General features: G+C 65.9%; 26 protein-coding genes. 7 read left to right on the top strand and 19 right to left on the bottom strand.

Features of this window, described 5'->3' with window-relative positions:
- Positions 1–110: 110 nt before the first annotated feature.
- The 3 genes from ACH49N_RS38155 to ACH49N_RS38165 are packed head-to-tail and all read right to left on the bottom strand — an operon-like array spanning position 111 to position 2,661.
- Positions 111–308 carry a hypothetical protein gene (locus ACH49N_RS38155; RefSeq protein ID WP_358278503.1) on the bottom strand — a complete coding sequence of 66 codons (198 nt, stop codon included), beginning with the start codon at positions 306–308 and terminating at the stop codon, positions 111–113.
- On the bottom strand, positions 305–1,564 hold the full coding sequence (locus tag ACH49N_RS38160; RefSeq protein WP_358278505.1) for a VWA-like domain-containing protein: 1,260 nt from the start codon (positions 1,562–1,564) through the stop codon (positions 305–307). The genes ACH49N_RS38155 and ACH49N_RS38160 overlap by 4 nt, the downstream gene beginning before the upstream one ends.
- Entirely contained in the window at positions 1,561–2,661 is a 1,101-nt protein-coding gene (locus tag ACH49N_RS38165) for an AAA family ATPase (RefSeq protein ID WP_358278507.1), read from the bottom strand. Before ACH49N_RS38165 ends, ACH49N_RS38160 begins: the two co-directional genes overlap by 4 nt.
- A 430-nt stretch (positions 2,662–3,091) precedes the next feature.
- Here ACH49N_RS38165 and ACH49N_RS38170 point away from each other — a divergent pair, with 430 nt between their 5' ends.
- Both ACH49N_RS38170 and ACH49N_RS38175 read left to right on the top strand, forming a co-directional pair.
- Entirely contained in the window at positions 3,092–4,405 is a 1,314-nt protein-coding gene (locus ACH49N_RS38170) for a hypothetical protein (protein ID WP_358278509.1), read from the top strand.
- Positions 4,406–4,585: 180 nt separating this feature from the next.
- Positions 4,586–4,726, top strand: a complete 141-nt coding sequence (locus ACH49N_RS38175; RefSeq protein ID WP_358278510.1) for a hypothetical protein — start codon at positions 4,586–4,588, stop codon at positions 4,724–4,726.
- 363 nt (positions 4,727–5,089) lie between these two features.
- Here ACH49N_RS38175 and ACH49N_RS38180 read toward each other — a convergent pair whose 3' ends face one another.
- Together ACH49N_RS38180 and ACH49N_RS38185 are read right to left on the bottom strand one after the other, a co-directional pair.
- Positions 5,090–5,626 (bottom strand): hypothetical protein, encoded by a 537-nt coding sequence (locus ACH49N_RS38180; protein ID WP_358278512.1) that lies wholly within the window; start codon positions 5,624–5,626, stop codon positions 5,090–5,092.
- A 414-nt stretch (positions 5,627–6,040) separates the two neighbouring features.
- Complete coding sequence (locus ACH49N_RS38185) at positions 6,041–6,310, bottom strand: WhiB family transcriptional regulator (protein ID WP_358278514.1); 270 nt, start codon at positions 6,308–6,310, stop codon at positions 6,041–6,043.
- Between the two features lie 463 nt (positions 6,311–6,773).
- Here ACH49N_RS38185 and ACH49N_RS38190 point away from each other — a divergent pair, with 463 nt between their 5' ends.
- Positions 6,774–7,394, top strand: coding sequence for a hypothetical protein (locus tag ACH49N_RS38190; protein WP_358278516.1), 621 nt, complete (start codon positions 6,774–6,776; stop codon positions 7,392–7,394).
- 25 nt (positions 7,395–7,419) lie between these two features.
- Here ACH49N_RS38190 and ACH49N_RS38195 read toward each other — a convergent pair whose 3' ends face one another.
- Genes ACH49N_RS38195 through ACH49N_RS38210 form a run of 4 tightly spaced genes read right to left on the bottom strand, consistent with a single transcriptional unit; the run spans position 7,420 to position 9,777 of the window.
- Positions 7,420–8,145 carry a hypothetical protein gene (locus ACH49N_RS38195; protein ID WP_358278518.1) on the bottom strand — a complete coding sequence of 242 codons (726 nt, stop codon included), beginning with the start codon at positions 8,143–8,145 and terminating at the stop codon, positions 7,420–7,422.
- The gene (locus tag ACH49N_RS38200; protein WP_358278520.1) at positions 8,142–9,008 is read right to left on the bottom strand and encodes an RAMP superfamily CRISPR-associated protein; all 867 of its coding nucleotides are present in this window, start codon (positions 9,006–9,008) and stop codon (positions 8,142–8,144) included. The genes ACH49N_RS38195 and ACH49N_RS38200 overlap by 4 nt, the downstream gene beginning before the upstream one ends.
- Positions 9,005–9,424 carry a hypothetical protein gene (locus ACH49N_RS38205; protein WP_358278522.1) on the bottom strand — a complete coding sequence of 140 codons (420 nt, stop codon included), beginning with the start codon at positions 9,422–9,424 and terminating at the stop codon, positions 9,005–9,007. Before ACH49N_RS38205 ends, ACH49N_RS38200 begins: the two co-directional genes overlap by 4 nt.
- Positions 9,421–9,777 (bottom strand): hypothetical protein, encoded by a 357-nt coding sequence (locus tag ACH49N_RS38210; protein ID WP_358278524.1) that lies wholly within the window; start codon positions 9,775–9,777, stop codon positions 9,421–9,423. Before ACH49N_RS38210 ends, ACH49N_RS38205 begins: the two co-directional genes overlap by 4 nt.
- Before the next feature lie 191 nt (positions 9,778–9,968).
- On the opposite strand from ACH49N_RS38210, the gene istA reads away from it, so the two are divergent.
- From istA to ACH49N_RS38230, 4 genes are all read left to right on the top strand, one after another.
- Positions 9,969–11,483 carry an IS21 family transposase gene (gene istA, locus ACH49N_RS38215; RefSeq protein WP_358278552.1) on the top strand — a complete coding sequence of 505 codons (1,515 nt, stop codon included), beginning with the start codon at positions 9,969–9,971 and terminating at the stop codon, positions 11,481–11,483.
- Between the two features lie 8 nt (positions 11,484–11,491).
- Positions 11,492–12,262, top strand: a complete 771-nt coding sequence (istB, locus tag ACH49N_RS38220; protein ID WP_358278526.1) for an IS21-like element helper ATPase IstB — start codon at positions 11,492–11,494, stop codon at positions 12,260–12,262.
- Positions 12,263–12,481: 219 nt separating this feature from the next.
- The gene (locus tag ACH49N_RS38225; protein ID WP_358278528.1) at positions 12,482–12,730 is read left to right on the top strand and encodes a hypothetical protein; all 249 of its coding nucleotides are present in this window, start codon (positions 12,482–12,484) and stop codon (positions 12,728–12,730) included.
- A gap of 48 nt (positions 12,731–12,778) precedes the next feature.
- Positions 12,779–13,633 (top strand): phosphoadenosine phosphosulfate reductase family protein, encoded by an 855-nt coding sequence (locus tag ACH49N_RS38230; RefSeq protein ID WP_358278530.1) that lies wholly within the window; start codon positions 12,779–12,781, stop codon positions 13,631–13,633.
- A 249-nt stretch (positions 13,634–13,882) separates the two neighbouring features.
- On the opposite strand, the gene ACH49N_RS38235 is transcribed toward ACH49N_RS38230, so the two are convergent.
- The 10 genes from ACH49N_RS38235 to ACH49N_RS38280 form a co-directional block, all read right to left on the bottom strand.
- Positions 13,883–14,635 carry an RES domain-containing protein gene (locus tag ACH49N_RS38235; RefSeq protein WP_358278532.1) on the bottom strand — a complete coding sequence of 251 codons (753 nt, stop codon included), beginning with the start codon at positions 14,633–14,635 and terminating at the stop codon, positions 13,883–13,885.
- Positions 14,632–15,024, bottom strand: coding sequence for a hypothetical protein (locus ACH49N_RS38240; RefSeq protein WP_358278534.1), 393 nt, complete (start codon positions 15,022–15,024; stop codon positions 14,632–14,634). Before ACH49N_RS38240 ends, ACH49N_RS38235 begins: the two co-directional genes overlap by 4 nt.
- 121 nt (positions 15,025–15,145) lie before the next feature.
- Positions 15,146–15,718, bottom strand: a complete 573-nt coding sequence (locus ACH49N_RS38245) for a 3'-5' exonuclease (protein WP_358278536.1) — start codon at positions 15,716–15,718, stop codon at positions 15,146–15,148.
- Positions 15,719–15,868: 150 nt separating this feature from the next.
- Entirely contained in the window at positions 15,869–16,285 is a 417-nt protein-coding gene (locus ACH49N_RS38250; RefSeq protein WP_358278538.1) for a hypothetical protein, read from the bottom strand.
- Between the two features lie 138 nt (positions 16,286–16,423).
- Positions 16,424–17,371 carry an NlpC/P60 family protein gene (locus ACH49N_RS38255; RefSeq protein WP_358278540.1) on the bottom strand — a complete coding sequence of 316 codons (948 nt, stop codon included), beginning with the start codon at positions 17,369–17,371 and terminating at the stop codon, positions 16,424–16,426.
- 272 nt (positions 17,372–17,643) lie between these two features.
- On the bottom strand, positions 17,644–17,838 hold the full coding sequence (locus tag ACH49N_RS38260; RefSeq protein WP_358278542.1) for a hypothetical protein: 195 nt from the start codon (positions 17,836–17,838) through the stop codon (positions 17,644–17,646).
- A 51-nt stretch (positions 17,839–17,889) separates the two neighbouring features.
- Positions 17,890–18,777, bottom strand: coding sequence for a hypothetical protein (locus ACH49N_RS38265; protein WP_358278544.1), 888 nt, complete (start codon positions 18,775–18,777; stop codon positions 17,890–17,892).
- Positions 18,777–19,817 carry a hypothetical protein gene (locus ACH49N_RS38270; RefSeq protein ID WP_358278546.1) on the bottom strand — a complete coding sequence of 347 codons (1,041 nt, stop codon included), beginning with the start codon at positions 19,815–19,817 and terminating at the stop codon, positions 18,777–18,779. The genes ACH49N_RS38265 and ACH49N_RS38270 overlap by 1 nt, the downstream gene beginning before the upstream one ends.
- Before the next feature lie 436 nt (positions 19,818–20,253).
- The gene (locus tag ACH49N_RS38275) at positions 20,254–21,207 is read right to left on the bottom strand and encodes an alpha/beta hydrolase (protein ID WP_358278548.1); all 954 of its coding nucleotides are present in this window, start codon (positions 21,205–21,207) and stop codon (positions 20,254–20,256) included.
- Positions 21,204–21,500, bottom strand: a complete 297-nt coding sequence (locus tag ACH49N_RS38280) for a hypothetical protein (RefSeq protein ID WP_358278550.1) — start codon at positions 21,498–21,500, stop codon at positions 21,204–21,206. Before ACH49N_RS38280 ends, ACH49N_RS38275 begins: the two co-directional genes overlap by 4 nt.
- Between the last annotated feature and the right edge of the window lie 552 nt (positions 21,501–22,052).

Here is a 22,052-nt window from a genome sequence, read left to right on the forward strand (position 1 = left end):
CGCCGAGTACGCCTTCATGACCATCAGTGAATCTCTTCCTCTGGACCTTCACGATCCAGTGTTCACGATGTCCTCACTCAGGGGGGAACGCCCGTCGAACCATTCCACACTCATGCCGAACCCCGCCCCTCGCCGCTCCCGGCCTGCGTCGGATTCGCGGCGCAGCGCCAACCGGCGCGCAATGCCTCCGCCGCCGCATCGGTCGCCGTACCCGCCACTACCGCCGCGACCTGATGGGCGGCGATCCCGGTACCGGCCAACACCCGGTCGGCGTAGCGGACCAGGTCGCCGCTTCCTGCCGCGCTCATGCGCGAACTCCCGCACCGACCGGCACGCACACCGTCGACGCCCACGACGGTGTACGCCCCGCAGCCGTGTCACTACCGATCACCGCGCACACCAGATGCGACCGCGACGGGCGATCCGGCCACGGCGTATCCCCGTCCGTCAGGACGATCACCACATGCGGCTGCGGACGCGCAGCATTCGCCGCGTCGATACCCACCCGCATGTCGGTGCCGCCGCCGCCGATCAGCTTCACGTCCGCGATGGACCGCACCGGCTGCGCCGTTGTGCTCGACGCATCACAGGCCAGAATCCGCACCCGATCACGTGCCACACCGCCAGCCCGCAGCACCCCGGCAACCTCACTCATCGCCGCATCCAGATCATCTGCCGACATCGATCCCGACGTGTCGACCACAATCGAAACCGTGATCGACGGGCCGCGCATCGCCGGGGCGATGATGCCCGGGATCCCGCGCCGCGAGGGTCGCGAATACGTGTAGTTCGTCCGCCCCGCCTGATCCGCCAAGACGCGCCGGATCACCGCACGCAACAACCGATCCCATGCCACCGTCGGCGGTGCCAGTACCTCACCGGCCCACCGCACCAACCCGGCCGGGGCGCTCCCCCGCCCCTTCCCCGAACACTCACGAACGGCCTGCGCGACATACCGCCGCACCAGGTCAGCCTCCGCGCCGTCGAGACCCTCGGTCACCTCACTCCCTGCCACACCCAACTCGCCGGGCACAGCCGGGCACCCCGCACCGGACCCGCACCCCGGATCACCATCGCCGCCTGCGGGTTCGCTCGCAGTCGGAGGGGCAGACGGATCTACCAGACTCATGTAGTAGTCCTCCGCGATGCCTCCCGATGCGCACCCGAACGACTCCGGGGTAATCACCCCCTCCGGCAGCCCGACCCCGGCCGCCAGCAAGTCATCGTTGATTTCCGCATCGGCGGCGTAGTTCCACGCCAAGTGCGCGACCGGCTTCGGCAAGAACTCCGCACGCACCGCATGTGCCCGCAACAAGTGCCCAACCTCGTGCAACAGAACCGCACCCGCCACCGGGACCGGCCACGCATTCGCACCGACCAACAACGCCGGATCGAGATACAACCGCCACTGCGCATCCACCGCGAACGTGCCCAGCCCCGGCGCAGCCACAGGCCTAGCCGCGAACAACGCCCGCATGAAGTACGGCATCTGTTCGGCAGAAACCAACCGTGCCAACCGAAACGCGCGCAACTCGTCCGGGTCGAGTACCCGCACCGCGCTCACGCCGCCTCACCGACCAAACCGGCAGCCACCAACATCGGGGCAAACCGTTTCGCCGCAGCCGGAACCACAGCCTTGGCGGGCCGTGCTTTCGCCAACGTCCGCGCCGCAGCGCCCGCCACATCCGGGGCACCCGCTTCCGCAGCCGCGATCAGCGGACCCCACGCGCTGCGCCACGCCTCGACGGTTCCCCGCCCCGCAGCCCACGCCGTCACACCCGACAACACCGCCCACACCAGGTCCGGACGAGACTGCCAGTCGAACGCCGCTTCCGGATTCTCGATCACCGCCACCGGGTCGGGCAGATCGGCGTTCCTGCGCCATTCCAGGAACTCGACACCGGCCCCCTCACCGATCAGCCCGAACACCGCCGCATTGATCGCCGCGTTGTCGTCGTCACGCAGATGCGGCAACACCGCCGCCAACATCGCCCACGTGCGCCGCGACGGCCACGCTCCCCCGTTCTGCGCCGCCGACGACGGGAACGCGTCCAACGCTTCCGGGTTGCGCTGGACATATCCAGTGATCGAACTACGCACCAGCGCCACCCGCTGTTCGTCCGTCGCCACCGCACGCGAGGCGGGCGGCGTGGCCCACCCCGTCGCCATACCGTCCAACCACTCGTCCACAGACGGAGTGAACTCCACATGGCAGAACCGATTCGCCAGCGGCGCTTCCAGTTCGTACCCACCGGCAGCACAATCGGGAGGATTCGCACCCGCAATCACCCGCGTGCCCTTCGGCAATTGCAGATCACCGACCTTCAGGTCCAACGCGACCGCGAGCATCGCCGCCTGCACCGCAGGCGGACTCGTCGTCAACTCGTCGAGAAACAGATAGCCACCACCCTCGGCGGAAATGCGCTTCGCCCAGTCCGGAGCCTCCAACGTCACCCCGTGCTCACGCACCACCGGCAGGCCAGCGAAGTCGGCCGGTTCACGCAACGACCCGAGGACCGTCTCGCACAGCACCCCGTCCGACACCGCCAACCCCCGCACCAGACTCGACTTACCCATACCCGGACCCGAGATCAACAACGACGGAACACCGGCCCGCCCATTCGCATCCAACACCGTCACAGCAGTCGCCAAATCAGCCACAGAAAATCCTCCAGAGTCGAGCGAGTTGGTCAGTCTCGCTACCGAATTAGACTCCTCGATTATACGATTTGACCTGCACAAACAGGAGGTTCTGCGCTCGTCCCACGTCCCCGGCGCACCCTGTGCCGGGGACGTGGGACGAGCGCACCCGGCGCCGCGGAAAAATCGTCCGTGGGCCGGCGGATATCCCGGGGATCAGAGGTCGCCGGCGCGCGGCTCGCAATCACTCACACCGCGTCGGCGGTCACCCATGACCACCGATCCAGCCCGGTTCGTCCATCACCCGATCGAGCCGGAACACGAACACAAACGGCGAGCGAGTTCAACCCGACCGCTGGCGGACGATGCTTTGCAAGCGGATCCTCTACGGAGAGCTATCGCCGACTCTGACCGTCACGGTATTCTTCAGCGCAAGGTAGCCCCGCGCCCGATGGCGTCGTCCATCGGTTCGTCGAGTGCGTGGGGCGTGACGATGCTCGCCGAAACGGCTAATCGCACTCTTGCTGTGTTCGTCCCTGGATGGGTTCTCGATGACAACTCGCTCGCACCACCCGCTCCCGGTGACGTCGTCGAAGTCGTGCTGACCTTCCACCCCACCGGCCACAAACCCTCACCATATGGGCACACCGTGCGGGCAACCGTCCGGCCGGAGTACGGGAACACCCCCTACAGCCACCCGGAGGGTGGACTGCGGTGGCCGCTCGAGGCCATCGGGGACGGATGGTCCGCCGAGTGGATGTCCGACCGCCCCCGGACAGGACGAGTCGAACTCACCGGAAGACTCGTCGCCGATATCTTCTGGACGGGGTCCGACAATCCCGTACCGGTTCGCGGCAGGGTTCGACAGGTCCAGCTTGTCGAACAGCGCATCGAACACACCAGCAATGGATTGCGCGCCGTGGACGGCACCGAGAGACTGACCGAGGTCGAGTCCACCCCGCACCGCTTCTGGTCGAACTGGGAGACGCCCTCGACCGAGGACCACTTCCAGGGGACTGGAGTGCTAGTCGACCTGGACCTCGACGACGCACCGGCCACCAAGGTGGAGTTCGTCGCCGGCGCGGTCTCCGTCGACGGACCCGACGTGTGGGTGATGGATCGGTCGAATCCTCTCCTGCTGCACATTGATACAAGGTCCACAGCACCGCGAATCGTCGAGTATCTGCTGCCGCTGACGATCGAGCCACCGACCGACCAGTGGACCCGCAAGGTCCACGCCGACCGCGACGGGTGCTGGATCACCTCCCGACACGAAGTGTTCCGGTGCGACCGTGCCGGGGACGGGACGTTGACCATTGAACGCGTCTGTGCCGAAGGCGGGAGCAGCGTCGTCGTCGACGGGCGACTGTTCCTGGTCGGCTCCATGCATCCGGAGCTGCGCGGTGACCGCCGATACGGTGTGGTGCGCGTCGATCCCGATGCTCACCCGGTGCGGGTGCTCGATAACAAGCGGCAGTTGATCCCGGTCGACGATCCGGCAACCGTTGCCCGGGTGACGGCTCAGACGCGACGTGCCGACAAGGCGCGCGGCGCCGACGACACCGAATGGGTCGCCGTCGGCGAACTCACCGCGCAGTCTCCGGACGGCACCCGCCGGCGAGTCGATCTCGATGCGCGTACGCGTGGCACGGTGCAGTGGATTCAGCCGGACCCGTACGCCGATCCAGCAATCGCGGACATCATGGCGAGAATCTCGGTGCCGATGCCGCGTCCGCGGCAGTCGGACGAGACGGCGGGCTCGTGACCCTGTTTTCCACGCTTGTTCTGGGATGGTCAACGGAGAACTGCAGCGAGTGCGGGCGGCGGATCAAGCAGCTGCAGGGCCCGGCGCGAACTCTCACGCGGTCAGCACACGCTGGGTACGGTACTGAAGGAGTCGTAGGACCGCCCCCCCCCCGCACCCGGACGGCGTGCGCACGCCACCTTGGTCGATCACCTGATTCCGCCGATGGCCGATGCGGCGATCCGCACCGCACAGGCGGACCACGACGGCCGCTTCCCCGACTCCAGCAGCCAAACCCGACTACACCCCGGCGAACCCGCCACCCACTACACCGCCGGGTGATCCCGAACGGTTGATAGCTGAGTCGAAATCCCCGACCACCCTGCTCCCACAGCACCCGGTGGAACGGCGTTCATCGCACTTGAATCCGAGCGTTGTTGGCAAGGGCGGCGCAGACGATGATGGCTACCATCGCCCCACGCGCGGCGACACCCCACCACTGTTTCGGCCGTCCGGCCCAGAGGCGGCACCGGACACCGTCGCGAAGGAACCAGCTGCTGCGATCAGGTCGGGCCCGCACGGCCTGCCCGGAAGCGACCGTAGCCACAGCGGCCGCCGGCCAGGATTCTCGCACAATCCACAAGCATCGACTCCGCGATGACTCCGATTATCATCACATACCCTCTGCACCAGTCATTTTCATTTTCAGGAGTTCTCAATCTGCTCGTTCGTTACTTCGCTTACTGCACTCTTGAGCCACCACCGAAGCGTCCGGCTTCCTACCAACCGCGCCCCATCTCCGAACCGGCTTGGTGCCTGCGATGTGAACGGGACCGGATTGCCCTCGACCACAGGCTCTTGCGTCCAACGGTGCGGCGACCCGTAGATCGCATTCAGGGCATCACGGTCGTTTCCCAGCTCTACCAGCTCATCTTCGGAGATTTCATGGTGATGGAGCGGATCGGGTGCACCGACAATTCCAGCTCGACGATTGAGTTCCTCGTAGAGCCTGACCAGCTCGCCAGCGGCCTCTCCCACCTCAGAATGTCCGCGCAGACGTTCGATAATGAAGGGCAGCACAGGGGTAAGCGCTCTTTCCTCGGCGCGGTCGATCCAATCCACTTCCCAGCCGACGGCCCCATCAGGGCTTGTCCTTGGTTCCCCGAAGAGCTGACGCGCTCCATTGACCGTATATCCCTGGTCGTACAACTCTTGGGCAGTGATCCACGACAGCTCCGACATTTCATCTCCTGTTCCTGCTTCTTGGCGTAAAGGGGCACACCTTCATCGCTTCCCCCGTTCGCCGGTTCTCCATTACAACAGGTCCCCACCGGCCTCTGGATCCGGCTGCGTCGACGGGATCCACAATTCCCGCTCGTCCAAGCGGGCGTGAGCAGCAGCGGGGTGCTCCGGATGCGCCTGCGCCCAACCGCGTCTTCTGCTCCAGCAACCTGGCTGTGACATACCAGGTTTCCGCCGAGCGCGGCGGATGAACGCCCACCGTCCGCGCAGGTCGACGAAGCTGTTCAGCCCGAAGTGACAGCAGGTCGGCCGGGGCAAGGCCCCGATCCCAGAGGTACCGGGCGAGGTGGATCGCGTTGGTGCGTCGCTGTCCTTCGGCGTGGCTAGTGTGTGCGAAGTCCACGGCCATGCCGGTCACCGGTGTCGCTTCGGGTATCGCTTGCGTCGCTCGGCCGCGGTCAGCCCACCCCAGATCCCAAACCGCTCATCGTGGGCCAGCGCCTCAGCGAGGCAGTCTTCACGAACCTCGCATCCCGCGCACACCCGCTTCGCGGGGCGGCCGTTCTCCCCCGTTTCGGGGAAGAACGCTTCCGGATCGGTGACTCGGCAGAGCGCGAAGTCTCGCCACTCCGGGCCTTCCAACTCGATCCTGGGCCGTGTGTCGGTATCGCTCATCTCGCTCATCTCCCCTTTCCCGCAGAGGGTGTGTCTGCGTGGCGGACGGTAGCGTCGAACCTGGACAACCCAACGCGAACTCGCACCTCTGAGGCGCCACGATGTTCTAGCGACGAATCCCAGACGAGTTCGATTTGCGTTATCTGTCATATCCGTGGTGCCCTCTCCGACGAAATACAGGTTGTTGTCACTAGGAGGAAAGTCCGCGGTATACGTGGTGAGTGACATCGCGTAATGGAACGCGCTCGACAAACCCCAATACTCATTAGGACAGGTGGAGACGCAGGCCTGGCCTAGGTCTCAGCCGGTTCACAGTCATGTCAACCCATTCCGCGACACCGATGACAGGACACCGTTCTCACACAGCTACTCTCGAGGGCGTCGTCCGCGTCACATCCCGGACGCACATGGAGACCGACTACGACCCTGTTCGCAGGGCTCCGGTCAGTCAGGGGAGAAAGGGGAATCAACGATGCTCATCCGTAGAACCGCGATCACCGTGACAGCCTGCACCGCACTGGGACTTGCCCTGTTCGGGTGCGGTAATGGCGACGAACAGACCGCCGTCACTAGTCAAACCGCTACCTCGGCAGCGATGACCACCACTGGATCTACGACCACGACCGCAGCAACCAACCGGACCACGATCTCGTCGGATGCTTTGGACACCATCGGCGGAACCGCTCAGACTATTACCGCCGCCGACGTCACCGCCCGCATCGAGGTGAAAGAGCCCCAGCTGATCGAAAAGACCTCCATGGGGGAGCCGCGGATACTGTTGTTCCCGATCGTGCTAGACGTCGACTCCGGAACCTTGAACGCGACATCGACCAACTGGAAGGTCCGCACGCTCAGCGGACAGACCATCACCGGCAATAATTCCTGGGGCAACGTCCCCACCGCGATGGGGAACAACGCCCTCGACGGCCACGCCGAAGGCCTCGTCCTGTTCCCCGGAATCGGGGACAAGCTGACCGATGACGTGTCGATCACCGAGGTCGCGCTCTATCCTCCGAGCGGATCGAATACCCCACTTGCTCGCTGGACGTTGCCGGAACCGGTCGCTGTGCCCGACCTCCCGCGTTCCGAATAGTCGGCGAGCCGCACCACACGGCGGCTCATCGAGGTAGGTGAAGATGCCTCATTCGGGTTGGGTGCATGTACGGCGGCCGCAGGCCGGCCAACCCGAAGCCGGCCGATTCCGGTTCCAAGAGCTCGGGTACACAGGCCGGTGGTGTGGTGCGCCCGAGAGTGCCGTCGCTATGCAGGTGCGCCGACGCCCACCGGTCGGCTGCGGGGCAGTGTTCGAACTCCCACCGCAGGACCCGGCCCTCACCATGGGCCCGCTTCTTACCGATGACATCCAGGCCACCCAGGATCGTGGCGACGGCGTCGAGATCTCCGACTCCGCGCCAGGTGACCGTGCGAGTGCTGGTGATCATCAGGGGCATGTAGCGGGCCCGGTAGCGGCCCTGCCGATCAGAGATCACCGCCGGCAGGGTGTGACTGAGTTGCTCGAGCCCGCGGTGATCGGCCCGCGACGCCCAGTGCCGCACCACCGGATCACCGGCCGGGTCCTCGGGGAACGAGCACGTCGCACACCAATGCCAGTCCTCGCCGGCGAGCTCGCATCGCGCCAGTGGTAGCTCGAGGTCGGGCGGGGCGCACTCGGGTGTCAGCGCCGGAACATCCTCGCCTCGGTCGAGTGCCGCGGCCTTGTGATCGGCCCACAGTTCGGCGGCGAGGATCCCGTCGAGACTGATTCCCCACGGCGTCGCATGCGCCAGTCCCGACGATAAGTGCGCCCGGACAACGAACGGTGCCATCTCCTCGGTGCCCGTCATGTCAGCCAGCACAGTGCTTCGATGACCTCATCGCGCAGTGGTGCGAGCTCGACGCGCCAGTCCACTGACTGCGGGTCCGGGCCGGCCAACACCACCCGATCCGATTCGGCGCGGACCCGCCCGTGACCAATCGCGCTGCGCCCTCCGAGGAATCCGTCACGCGCGAATCTGCCCCACACATCGGTGAAGAACGAGATTTCGAGTGAGGTGGCCCGGTCCAGCCGCAAGAAGGTTTCGAAACGGGTTCCCGCAGGGAGTGTTTCGATCTCGAATCGCATCAGCATCGACGAGCCGGCATCTTTGCCGGCTCTGCCCCCCGCGGAGGATTCGGGGAACGTCCGGGTGTCGGTGTCGTCGAATCGGCTGTAGCTCTCCAGGGAAACCAACTCGAACTGACTCATCAGCCGGCCGTCATACGCCCGGGTCATGATCGTCTCCGTCTCACGCACCCGCGGGATGACCTTGCCCACCTTCAAGCAGCCGTCGATCGGTGGCTGACCTCCGCCGTTGCCGCCGAACACCCCGATCGGGGGAACCAGCTCCCGCAGTCGCTGCCGCCGGCGGCCGGTCAGACCGTCGCCGGTGACCTTCGTCAGAGAGCCGCCGTTGCGTAGCGCGTGCGCGGCCGAGAGCGGGATCTGCTGTTCGTAGCCGATGACATCGCGGAACAGCTCCTCGGCGATCCTGCGTAACCCGCCGCGCAGGGAGTTCCCGGATACGATCGGCACCAGCACCGGCATTCCGTCCGGCTGGATCACCGGCTCGCGCCGGAACAGTGTCGTCGTCGTTCCGGAGTCCTCCCCCTTCTGGGAGATCGAGGACAACGCGGTCAGCTCGACATCCCAGCGCACCGTCGACCTCATCGATTTTTCCCTCCCGAAGAGCGAGCGGCGGCCACGGCTTCGGCGACGATCCGTGTGCGCAGCACGTACGACGTGGGACGCTCACGCAGCAACGTCAGCACCGGCTCGGACTCCTCACGCAGCAACGTCGCCAGCTCCAGCCGTTGGTCGGTATTCGTCGGTTCCGATTCGAGGGACCGTGAGACCACCGACCACCACCGGTCGAGATCGCCGCCACCGATATAGGTGGCGACCCGAACACGGTTCGGCAGGTGCTGGGTCCAGTACGTTTCCCGTCGCCGGCCGACCCATCCCGAATCCCAGTCGATCCCGTAGTGCAACAACAACAGGAGGCGTTCGGCCGTCGACGCCGGACCCTCGAGCGGCGGCAGCCCCGCCGGTGCGGCCGCGAGCCATCGATCGGTCGGGCTGGTCATTTCATTCCCTTCGCGCTCGCCGACACGGTGGCTCGCAGCGCGAGCTCCCACCACTGCCCGACCTGGCGGTACGGGGCGAGACGATCCCAGTCCGCGAAGACCGCCGGCCACCGCCTGGGAGCGATCCTCGCGAGCACCGGATACGGGGCCGCAGGCTCGGCGAGCATCCGGGCACCGAACCCCAGCGCCCGCAGTCGGCGCATCGCTGTCACCGCCGCGACATCACGCGCAGTCCACGGCAGGCACGTGTCCTCCACAGCAATCCCACCCCACCGCGCGTGCGGCAGAATGTGCTTTCGACCGGGCCGCAAGGGCACCACCACGGCGGTGTCCGGCTCGAGTGGCCGCGACATGGGTGTGGTCACCTGAGTAGGCCCCAGTTCGGCCACTGATCGTCACGAATTCCGGCTCCGGCTGAGGTGGCTGGTGGTCGCGGACGGGTGGTGCGGCGTGTCGGCACGAATCTTGGCCCCACCCGGGTTCGGATTTTCCTCGTTGGACGTGTTTCAGCGAGGGAGGTCCGGTGAAGAGATCGGGTTCGCGGATGGAATTGTTCGAGCAGATCCGCCGTGATCGGCGGGATTCGGAATTGTCGATTCGGGAGTTAGCCCAGCGGCACGGGGTGCATCGACGCACGGTGCGGCAGGCGTTGGCCTCGGCGGTGCCACCACCACGCAAACCGTATCGCCGCCGGGTCCGGCCGGCGATCGACGACTGGGCCGAGCTGATCGATTCCTGGCTGATCGCCGACCAGCAGGCACCGCGCAAGCAGCGACATACCGCGCGGAGGGTGTGGCAGCGGTTGGTCGCCGAGCACGGGGCGACGATGTCGGAAGCGTCGGTGACCCGGTACGTGCGCCGCCGCCGCGGCGAGTTGGGACTGGTCAAGATCGAGGTGACGGTGCCGCAGACCCATCTGCCGGCCGCCGAGGCGGAGGTCGACTTCGGGGAGGTCTACGCGGTCATCGGCGGGGAGATGACCAAGTGCTGGATGTTCGTGATGCGCCTATCGCACTCCGGACGAGGCTGCCACGCGGTGTTCGGCACCCAGGCGCAGGAGGCGTTCTTCGAGGGACATGTGCGGGCCTTCGAGTGGTACGGCGGGGTGCCGCACCGCATCCGCTACGATAACCTCAAACCCGCTGTGGTGCGGGTACTTCGGGGTCGCGACCGGGTGGAGTCGGACCGATTCGTCGCCCTGCGCAGCCACTACGGCTTCGATTCGTTCTTCTGCATACCCGGACAGAAGGGCGCGCACGAGAAGGGCGGCGTCGAAGGCGAAATCGGCAGATTCCGGCGCCGGCACATGGTTCCGGTGCCGAAGGTGGCGTCGTTGACCGAGCTCAACGAGAAGATCGCCGCCGCGGACCTGCTCGACGACGCCCGGGTCATCGGGGGCCGTCCTGTGACGGTGGCGGCCGCGTTCGCCGGCGAGCAACCGGAGTTGCTTCGGCTGCCTGCCGAGCGGTTCGACTGCGCGCGACTGCTGTATGCGCGGGTCGACACCCATGCGCGGGTGTCGGTGCGGCAGAACTTCTATTCCGTGCCCGCCCGCTACGCGGGCCGGCGGTTGCCGGTGCGGCTGAGCGCGGGCCTGGTCGAGGTGCTCGACGGGTCCCGCACGGTCGCGGTCCACGATCGGGCCTTCGGCCGGTTCACCGAGGTCCTCACCCTCGATCACTACCTCGAGGTGCTGATCCGCAAACCCGGCGCCCTTCCCGGGGCGACCGCCTTAGCGCAGGCCAAGGCGGCCGGGGCGTTCACCGCCAGCCACCAGCGGTACTGGGACAGCGCCCGCAACCTGCTCGGTGACCGCGCCGGCACCCGCGCCCTGATCGACGTGCTGCTCGCGCACCGCGGCCTGGCGCCCGATATTCTCCGACAGGCCCTCGAACGGTCCATCGAGACCGGGTGCGTCGATCCCCAACTCGTCCTCATCGATGCCCGCCGGCTGGCCCGCACCGACTCCACCCCCGCGGTCCCGATCGGGGTGCTCACCCGCTACGACCGTCCCGTTCCGTCGTTGACCGCCTACGACACCCTGCTCACCGGAAGCTGAGGTCTCACATGGTCTCCTCCGACGCCGCAGCCCAGGCCGCGATCGGCGCTGCCACCCGCGAACTGCATCTGCCGACCATCCGGACCGAAGCGGTCCGGATCGCCGAAATCGCTTCCCGCGAACAACAATCACATCTGGCGTTTCTCGCCGAAGTGCTCGCCGCCGAGGTCGACGACCGCACCGAACGACGCCGGGCCCGTCGGCTCAACGACGCCAAGTTCCCGCGCATCAAACGGCTCGCCGACTTCGACGTCGATGCCGTGCCGGGCATCTCCGCGGGCACACTCGGGCATCTCGCGGCCGGCGGCTACCTCGATGCCGGCGAACCGGTGGTGCTGCTCGGTGACTCCGGCACCGGTAAATCGCACCTGCTGATCGGACTCGGTTTGGCCGCCTGTGAACAAGGCCGCCGAGTTCGCTACATCACCTGCGCCCAACTGGTCAACGAACTCGTCGAGGCCGCCGACGAACGGATCCTCTCCCGCGTCGTGGCCCGCTACGGGCGCCTGGATCTGCTGCTGCTCGACGAACTCGGTTACGTCCAAATCGATCCCCGTGGAGCGGAAATGCTGTTCCAGATCATCACTGAACGGGAGGAACGGGCGAGTATCGGGATCGCATCAAATCTTCCGTTTTCGGAGTGGGGCACCGTCTTTCCCGATCCACGGCTCGTCGCCGCGATCGTCGACCGCATCACCTTCAACGCGCACATCCTCGAAACCGGCACCCAATCCTATCGCCTGCGCACCAGCAAGACCCACCACCGAAAACGCGCCTGACCCCACCAGTGGGGCCGCAATTCATGCCGATCAACGGGGCCAGACCACTTGACGAAACTCAGCGACAAGATCCGTTCGAGATCCGCCGCGGTCACTGCCCTCATTGCTGGTCGTGTGGTGACCACATGCATGCTCCTGCGCAGATCCGGGTACTGGTAGGCCCAGGCGCAGGACGTGCACAACCCACTCTCCGCAGGCGCTTTCCAGCAGTCGTAACCCGTGAACGTTCGGGAGACCACCTTGGTCACCGCCTCCACCGGAACCGAGGATGCTGCGCATCTCGCACACCGGCCCACCCTCGCCAGCTCGACTACCTCGCGCGTCTTCGTCGACGCGAATGCCGCGGCGACGACGTCCTGCCGGCCGGCCACCTCGCACAGTTTCCCCACACCACACTCCTCACATGCCCAGGCAATAAGAAACCGCCCCTACGACTGGAGGAAGATCCGCCGGGCGGACACTGTGTGACAGAAGCTGCGAGATCTCGATACCGACCGGACAACGTGAGGAGGGCGTGTGGCGGGCAAGCCCGAACCCGACGGCCTGGACCTGAACACTCTCCGGGCACTGCGCCGGCCCCGCCGCGACCTCAGGGCCCTCACCGGGCGCATCGCCGGGCACCTCGACGACCACGACGGGTACCTCGCCTTCTCCGGCGGCAAGGACTCACTCGTCGCACTCCACCTCACCCGGCAGGTCGAACCGAACATTCCCGTCGTGTTCTTCGACTCCGGCCTCGAGTACCCCGAGACCTACACCTACATCACCGCACTCGCCGACACCTGGAACCTGAACCTCGAACCCCACCGAGCCGACCCACCACTGCTGACCGTCCTCGCCCAGTCCGGCGAATGGGACCACCAACAGCCCACCCGGGCCATGAGCCAGAAGCTGCGCGAGATCCTCATCGGTGCACCCTCCCGTGCGGCGCACGCGGCACACGGGCCGGGAGAAATCTGGGGCGTACGAGCCGACGAATCCGCGAAGGGCACCGGACGCTGGTCGCTCTACTACAACGCACTCAGCAGCCAGGTCACACGCGACTGCGACGGCTGCTGCACCAACACCACCGAGCAACGCCGACACCACGGTGGCGTCATCGACCGAGCCGACGGAACCCGTGTCTTCGGGCCCGTCTGGGACTGGGACACCGACGAGATCTGGGCATACATCGCCACACACCAGCTACCGGTGAACCCCGTCTACGACAAACTCCGCCAACTCGGCACCCCCGAGGGGCACCTACGGGTCTCCCACATGCTCGACGGCGCCTTCCTCGAACACGGTCGCATCACCCGCCTACGCCGCGGATGGCCGGAGCTCTTCGAAGAACTCGCCCAAGTCCTCCCCCGGGTCCGCGAATTCGTCTGAGGGCGAGCGAGTATCACGGTACCGGGCCCAAGAGAGTCAGCGCGGTGGCGCGTCGTTTGTGGACCTCGGCCGCCCACCCGGCACCACCACCTGTCCAGGACCACCGCCCCCTCAGCCGGGACCGGGGATTCGTGACGATCAGTGGCCGAACGGGGGCCTACTCAGGTGACCACACCCACCCAACCAGTGCCGCGACTGTGGTTCCGCCGTGAAGTTTGCGACAATCTCGTGATCACGTAGGGGCTGGACTCACGTGTCGTCCCATTCGAGTCCGAGCAGCCGCATCGCCCGGATAAGGTCACTGTCGTCGGGTGCCACCGGCATCTGATCCAGTGCGGTGACGTGGGGGCTGACCACCGGGTCACCCGGTCGCTCGTAGACTGCCCACAGCCGCAGCCCGTCACCGTGGCGCGAGTCGAACTCGACACCGGTAATCGGATATCCGTCCGGACCGCCAAGGGTGTTGATCCACTTGGAGATTGCCTGTGTCAACGCCCGCGGGCGGCCGTCCCGAATCGCGGCGCCGTCGAGATCATCGAGTCCGTGCCGGATCGCGGCCGACCGAAACCCGACACGCAGCGTGGCCAGCGTCTCCGGATGCCCGGGGACCGCGAACCACCCCGTCAGCGCGCCGTGGGCGGCCAGGCGAGGCACGCACCACGACCGCGGCACCCGGCCGGGTTCGACAGTGGGGAACGCGGCTGCATCCTCGTCGTCGACGACGATCTCGTCCAGATCGGCGATCACCTGCGCGCTCGGCCGGGCGTAGGCGAGGACCTCGAGGTAGCAGGCCAATCGACTGGCACCGACATAGAGGGTGCGCCACACACCGTCCGGGTCGTCCCACCGGCCGGTGAACCGGCCGTCGGTGGCGTACACCCACGGTGTCCATTCCCACGGCGACGGCGCGAACCCCACCCGATAGACCTCGCACCCATATCGGTGGGCGCACCACATCGACCCTTGCGCCGTGGCGACGAGGGCATAATCGCCCTGGGTCATCCGACCGCGGCGAATTGCCGGGCCGCGGCGAGGACCTGCGGGCCGACATCGGCGAGTTCCCCCTCGCGCAGCAACAAGGCGGGGGCGCGGTCGTCGAGTATCGGATTCAAACCCTGAAACCAGGCCTGCGCCACCGTTGGGGTGTCGCGGGCGGTGATCAGCCGTGCCGCCCGGTACGCGATCCGCAGCCGTTCCACATCCGAGTCGCTACCGATCGTCCGTGTGCCCTCTGCCCACTGGCGCACTGCACGGGTCTCCTTGACGCGCCCCAGATAGGCGACCAGCTTCGCGCCCAGCAGCTCCCGCAACGCGGTGACCAGCTCGGGCTGGGACATACGGGCGGCCTGGTTATACGCCTCCAGATCCGGCCGGGGATGTGCTGCGGTCATCACGAACCACCTCCAGATCCCAGGGTAAATCACAACCCGGAACCCAGCAAGGCACCAGCCGAGAGAGCAGACCCACAAGGGGACTGCTACCGGAACCGCCTCGAACGTGCGGCACGGTGGACTACGCCGGCCGATGGGAGGTAGTGGCGGGGTCCACGGTCGTGGATGGCGCCGAGGTGCCCTCCGCGATGCCGAGCAAGACGGTGCGGGCGGCCGCGGCGTCGCTGCGGGCTCGGTGTCCGCCATCGAGCCGAATGCTCTTCTCGGTGCCCTCGGCCTGCGATCGCATCCGCATGATGCATCCCCACATCTCGGGGTCGGCGAGGTGCGCAGGGTCGAGACCGTGCCGAGCACAATCATGGAGAACGCGACCCTTGTCGAACTCACTGTGGTAGCTGAGCGTCACTCGACCAGCGGTCACCGAAATCAAAGCCTGGTGGACCGTAGACCAGCCAGGTGCGCCGATCAGATCGGCCGGGGCAATTCCATGCACGGCATACGCGTCCGGGTGGATCGCAACCTCGCCCGGATCGACCAGGGTATCGAGCAGTGGATCCCCGGTCGCGGCGTCCAAAACGCAGATTTCGATGATGCTGCCGTCCAAATTGGTCGATTCAACGTCCAGAACCGCGGCCCGGCCGGGGACGAGCATGCCCCGTGCCCACTGCTGCGGAGACGTCTGTGCACTGGTCATGCCACCTCCTTCTCGTGATCATCGTGACGGCACCCTCTGACACATGCCAGCCCCGGCGAAAGTTCCTGGTAGCCCTCGGGCGCCGTCTCCCGACCAGGATCAGGAAGACGGCGCCCCGAGAGGGCTGGGGCCACACCACCGGACTGCTTCCTAGCTGTAGGAATGCTCAGGTTCGCGCTCGCTGGAGACCTGCCCGTCGGCGCTCGGCGGCTGATCGCCTTCCTGCGGTGCAGCAGCATCTGCGACATCGGTCGTCTCAGTCGCGTCCTTACTGACGCCACCACGCGAGGCCTTACCGGAGGTGTTCTTCCGCTTCTTCGGGGCGGTGTACCCCATGGCCGCGAGCTCTTTGGCTGTCCATCCGCCGTCGATCGCGTTCTCGTGGGCCGTCCTGATTGCCTCTACTGCTGCCTCTCGTGCGGAATCGAGTGCGGCAAGCTCTTCCACTGCTTCACCGATGGCTCCGACAAGCGCGACTCGTGTTTCGATTGCCTTCTGCGCCAGTGCTTCCGCATTCTTTCGTGCGGTCTCGATCGCCTTCTTGTGGGCTGCTGGCGTAATGGTCATGTGGCACTGTCTCCTTCGTCTCTGCGGTCGTGCCGCACGTCGCGACACGACTTGTTGCCGGTCTGGGTTTATGGTGGCGATCGTATTGTTCCGCTTCGGGATCAGCGCGGGGTACCGTCCCCGTTGGCCCGGTTGGGGTCACAGGAAGCGGGCAGGGATCATGTCCGGGCGGACGGCGCTGATCTGGATGCGCTGGCCGGTCTGCGGTGCCTCGATCATTTTTTCACCGCCGAGGTAGATCGCGACGTGGTTGGCTCCGTCTGCCTGCCAGTTCCCGAACAGCAGGTCACCGGGCTGGGCTTGGTCCATGCTGATCTGCTGGCCTGCCCGGAACTGTTCCTGTGAGGTGCGGGGCAAAACCTTCGTGCCTCCGGTGCCGATGTAGTAGGCGAAACGCGTAAGCCCCGAGCAGTCGTAACCGGCGGTAGCTCCTCCGGTGCCGTCGCCCATCGACGGTCCGGTGAGAAGACCTCCGCCCCATTGGTAGGGCAATCCGATCGCACGTATCGCCGCTTCGATGACCGCACGCGCGAACTCGAGATTGCGGGGAAAGCGTGGATCGAAGGTCAGATCGCTGACTGCGGTCGGGGCGAGCATTCCTGTCAGGGAGGGGATGCCGGCCGCAGTGGTGGATGCCCCGCTGACGACAGGAGGCAGAACTAACGGCTTCGTCTCCTGCTGCGGAGCCGATGACGATGCCTGAGCTGCGGGTCCTGCGGGGTTGGCGACACCGCCGGCGGGCCCGGGTCCTGGACTAGGGGCGGGCAGGACCACCTCGGGAATCAGGCCATGCGCCTCGGGCGGGAGCTGCTCCCTGGCCCCTGCAGCGGCATCCTGGACTTCCGGTGGAATGGCGTTCTCGATCTCGGCATGCCACTCGGCGGGCAGCTGCTCCTGCGCCTGCTGTACTGCATCGACTGCGTCGTCGAGATAGGGCTGCGGGTCCGGGACATACTGGACGAGAGCTGGCGCCTGGTCCTGTGCGACCGCCGTGACGCTGTCGGTGATCGCGGGGTCCACTCCGCCGCCCTGGGCGGCTGATGCGCCGGCCACTGCGACGCCGACGATGATCGATGCGAAATCCATGATGTCTCCTTTGCCGAGGATGTGGCGGCCAAGGGCGGAAGTACTGTCTCGATGACCGCGAGGGTGTCGTGCGATCACCGACAGTAGAGAGGGACCTGTACAACTCGACCGAACTCACAACCGCGCCAACCCAGTCCGGCATCCACATCGGCCGACAGCGCGTGGAGAATTGGACCGGATGCGAAAGATCAAATAGGGTATGGGTACTGAGAATGCACCGGGTGAGTCGGAGGCACACCATCCTGCAGGTGGCCTCCGACTTCTCTTTCTGCTCACAGCCCCTTGCCATCTCGTCGCCCGGTATGAGCGTCGGCGCCGGAGCCCTCCTTCCCTTGCGTTGTGTCCGCGGTCGGATCCGCATCGTCGTGTGGCGCGGCTTTCACCACTCTGAATTGCGCGGGCGCACCGAAGATATCGGGATGAAAAGTCAGGTCGGGGCGCCGGTGGCGCGGCTTGTCCGCAGTCATGTGTGTTCCTTCCGGTGGGTTGCATCTGTCTCGAACGCCTGCCTCGACTCGTCATGGCGTCTCGTGATCGACGAGTTGGACGACCAAGCGCTCCCCCGGTGGCTGTCCGGGCCGCTCGTATGGGACAAAATGAGCCCCCACCACCTGAAGCTGCATTCCCCGTGGCAGCAAGTGGTGCGAGTTGTCCACGCGAGAAGATTGCCCGTAGTACATGCCCCGGTCGGTCTGGATCTCGAAGACGACATCGGTGGGCCGGGCGGTCGAGTCCAGCTCGTGCAGCGAATGGGTTGCTGCAGTGAACCGGTCGAAGGACAGGACCGTCCCCGGTGATAGCGTCGAGGGCAGATCCGCCGGGTTCACGACCGCGTTGGGAATGCTCACCGACGTGTACACGAGATGACCTCGTCCGGATTCGCGTTCGTATCGTTGAATCGCCCGGTCCACTCGTTGGACCTGCTTACGGCGAGCATCGTCGAGCTCGACAGCGTCGCCGGCCACCGCGGAAAGGGCGTTGTTCGTCTCCCGCCAGGTCTTCGGGTCCGACGTCAACGCCGCCAGCGCCGTGTACTGGGCTTTCGGCATCGTGTCGAGGACGCGGCGCTTCGCCGCGGATCGGGTGTTCCGTTGTCGTGCCGAGAGGGTGCGACGGAGTTCGATCGCCGGTGGCAGCTGCGGGCGTAGCCGAGAGTTTCCGATTGCCGCCGGCGTGGGCCGCGGATAGGCGCGGTTGAGATCCCGTTGCGCCCGGGTCAATCCAGGTAGGTTCTCGGTGGCGTCGTCGAGTTCTCGTGCTCCGCTGCGGAGATCGGCGCGGGTGTCGTAGGCGTGCTGCGAGATCAGTTCGCCTTCCTTGCGGGTGGCGACGTCGCTGTCGCCCCGGTCGGGATCGAACACACCGTCGCCGCGATCTGGGCTGATCCGGTCATGGCTGCGTCCCATCAGCTGCGCCGATCGAAGCCGGTGACATCGCCGTGCAGCTGTGCCAGCGCCGCTTCCCGCGCCTGATGTAGATCGGCCAGGTCATTGGCCAGGTCACCGATCGCCGAAGCCTCGAGGTCATCATTCGCCGAGTTCACCAGCAATTCTCCGAGCGCCGGTGCGTGAGCGCCGATGCGACCGAGAGCCGCAGTACCGTCGATCGAGTCCTGGAGCATCAGTAGCTCTTGGTGATACGTCCACAACGCTCCGACCCGCCCGATCAGTGATTCTTTGACCTGTTCAAACCACCGTCGCTGCCCGTGGTAGGCGACCCGAGCCGCGTCAGCCTCGGCACTGACACCTGCCGTGGGTTCGCCAACGCTGACCCGGAAAGTTGCCAGCTCACCCCAGTGGCCGAGAATCGCTCGGAGTTGGTCCTCGACGTCGAGCCGGATGCGGTGGATGTAGAGGTCCTCGTGACTCCATCCCGGCACGTCACGAATATCGTCGACGATCGCGGACGCAGTCATGGCCAGACGAAGTTCGAAGAAGTCGCCGCCGGCCGAGACGTAGTCCTCGAGCTTGGCAATGCTGCCGCGGATCATCTGCTTGTCCGCTGCGGTCAGTCTGAGGGGATCGCGGCGGATCCACCACCACATCGCGAGGACCTCCACACCTGCAGCCACAGAGATGAATACCGTCAGATCCGTGATCGGAGACTGAAAAAGCGAATTCATGTTGAGTAGGACAGGAATCATGCCGATCAGAACAGGTGCGATCACGACGAGGGGAATCTCGACGACGACACCGCCGTTCGTTCGTTCGAACGGGACCTGCGTGCGCCACATATTGCGTCGGGGATAGGTATTCACGTCGTAGGCGGGAAAACCCAGCTCCGCTCGCCTTGCGACGATCGTGGCCACCCTCGGCGAGAGGAGTTGCAAGTGGATACGGTCGAGCGCCGTCAGAAACTGGTCGCTCTCGGGGTCGATCTCGACGCGGCGGTCGATCAGGTCCAGAACAGCGCGGGCCGCGCGGTCGCCCGCCTCTGCCGGGATCATCGGCGTAGCTCGCTTCGCCCGATGGGCCGCTGCTCGCTGACCTGCCGCGGTTCGGGGCCATTCTCTCCGGGATAGGTCCGTGGATCCGGCCGGCCCGAGGGGTGATGAGGGAAAACCTCGAATGGTTCGACGGCGGTGTCGAACTGCGCATGCGCGCCGGCCCACCGGATGTGACCGCAGCGGCAATAGGTGGCGTCTTGCCACGGGTTGTAGGTCTGCCGTTCGTGATGCAGATCGATGCACCGGTGCCGCTCCCCGACCTGCACACCACACGCTGCCACCCGTTTCAGAACATGGCGGGTGTACGACCTCCCGCGGTGAACGAGCGCGTCCGGCCGGTGGTGCGCATGACCGGACGACAGGTCAACGTCCTGGTGAATACTCAACACTTCTCCCATCAGTGGTTGCCTCGTCAGGTGTCAGGCACGCGCAGATTTCATGCCCCGACGAGGTCGGATTTGGATCTGCGGGTGGTGTCCTGTTCGCGGCGCCCTACCGCGCGGCCGAGCAGTCGATCGAGACTTTCGCTCACCACATCGGGACGCTCGAGGCCGACCATGTGCCGCGCTCCGCTCACCGGGATCAGTTCGGCGAGCGGAAGAACCGCGGCGAGTCGCTGTGAGTGCCCGATTGGGGTCACCCTATCCCGGGTTCCACAGATGATCGACGCCGGCACCTTCGCGAGCACGTCGAGCGCCGGGGAAGCGTCGTAGATCCGCAGATCACGCAGGAAGGCCGCCACGGTGGCGATCGGCGTCGCGTGAACCATCCCGTAGGACGTGGCGGCGGCACGGACACTTGCACTCGGAGCAAGCGGGCAAGTTGCGCCGACCACTGGCGACAAGATGCGACGTGAGAGATTCCAGCTGCGGCCGACGAGCCCTGGGGCGTGAGTTGATGCCGTCCGCAGCACCGTCACCGCCGGCGTATTCAGAGCGCGCCCGATGCCGGCGCCGGCGACATTGTCGACGGCGGTCGAGATCAACCCGACTCCCACGACTTGCGCGGCCGCGGCCTCCTGGTGATGGGCGACGTAGGACATCACGGACATCCCACCCATCGAGTGCCCGACGAGGACAATCGGACCCTGTGGCGCCACCGTGCGAATCACCACATCCAGGTCCCGTCCAAGCTGGCTGATCGTGTAACTGTCGGTGTCAGCCGCGCCGGATCCACCATGGCCGCGGTGATCGAAGAAGACCAACCGGGCACGCCCACGCCAGACCTCGGCCAGATAGGCCCGTTGCGGTGCCCAGGCGTCCATGTGAAGACAGAATCCGTGCGCGAAAAACACAGTGACCGGCGCCATCCGGGATCCGATCTCACGAACCGCAAGAGAGGTGCCGTCGGCGGTGAGGACGAGGCGTGTGCGATCCCCGGGGGCCCTCATCGCTGGCCATCCAGACCTCGGGCCGCCAACCATTCGCATTCAGGCTGGTCTCGTTGGTCCCGCGGGATGCAGCACCCCCAGGCGGTCGACTCATCGAGTTCGCCGCCGTCGAGACCCGCAGGGCGCCGGAGCTGCACCACCACCAGGTCACGGCGTTCTTCTGTGGGCCCGTGGAAGGGACGTTGACCGCCGTCTCGGCCGGCCGGAACAGGGCCCGACGGCGCCCATAGACGCTGGCGGTCACGAATCTTCTTCGCCTCTGTCGGGTGGATACGTCGAACCTCAACATTCATCGGTACCACTCCTTTGTGCCTCACAACAGCAATTGCGAGGACCATAGGTTCTGACCTTGACCGTTCCGCCAAAGTCACGCGCCGTTCCCGCCCCGCCATATCAGGCACACCTCCAAAAGTCCCGGAAGCGACCGCCACTCCCTTTCACCTGGAGGAAGATCCACCGCATCTGCGTTGTGTGACATCGTTTGGACAAAAGCTCGGCACCCTCGAACATTTGTCGTCAACCGCGATGGTGAGTTATGCGAGCAGCGCGCCCACTCCAGCTGGCACCGATCGGACGCTGCTCGAATAGTGTGAGGTCGTGCGTATCGATCACAGGTGACTCTCCGACGTCGAGATCGACAAGTCGAAGAGTTGACCCGTCGTTCAAGAGACCGTCCGCGAGACGCTCAGACCGAACACATCAGCAGAGTCGCGGTCTATCCTCCCGCCCTCCGATTAACGGCCAGGCTCCCCCTGCGTGTCAGGCTGAGTTGAGTCCAACGGTTCACAGCAATCCCGCCTGCAGGGCGAGATACGGATCAACCCGACAATGACAATTTCCAGCCT

This window comes from Rhodococcus sp. NPDC019647, from assembly GCF_044389235.1.
Taxonomy (GTDB): Bacteria; Actinomycetota; Actinomycetes; order Mycobacteriales; family Mycobacteriaceae; genus Rhodococcus_F; species Rhodococcus_F oxybenzonivorans.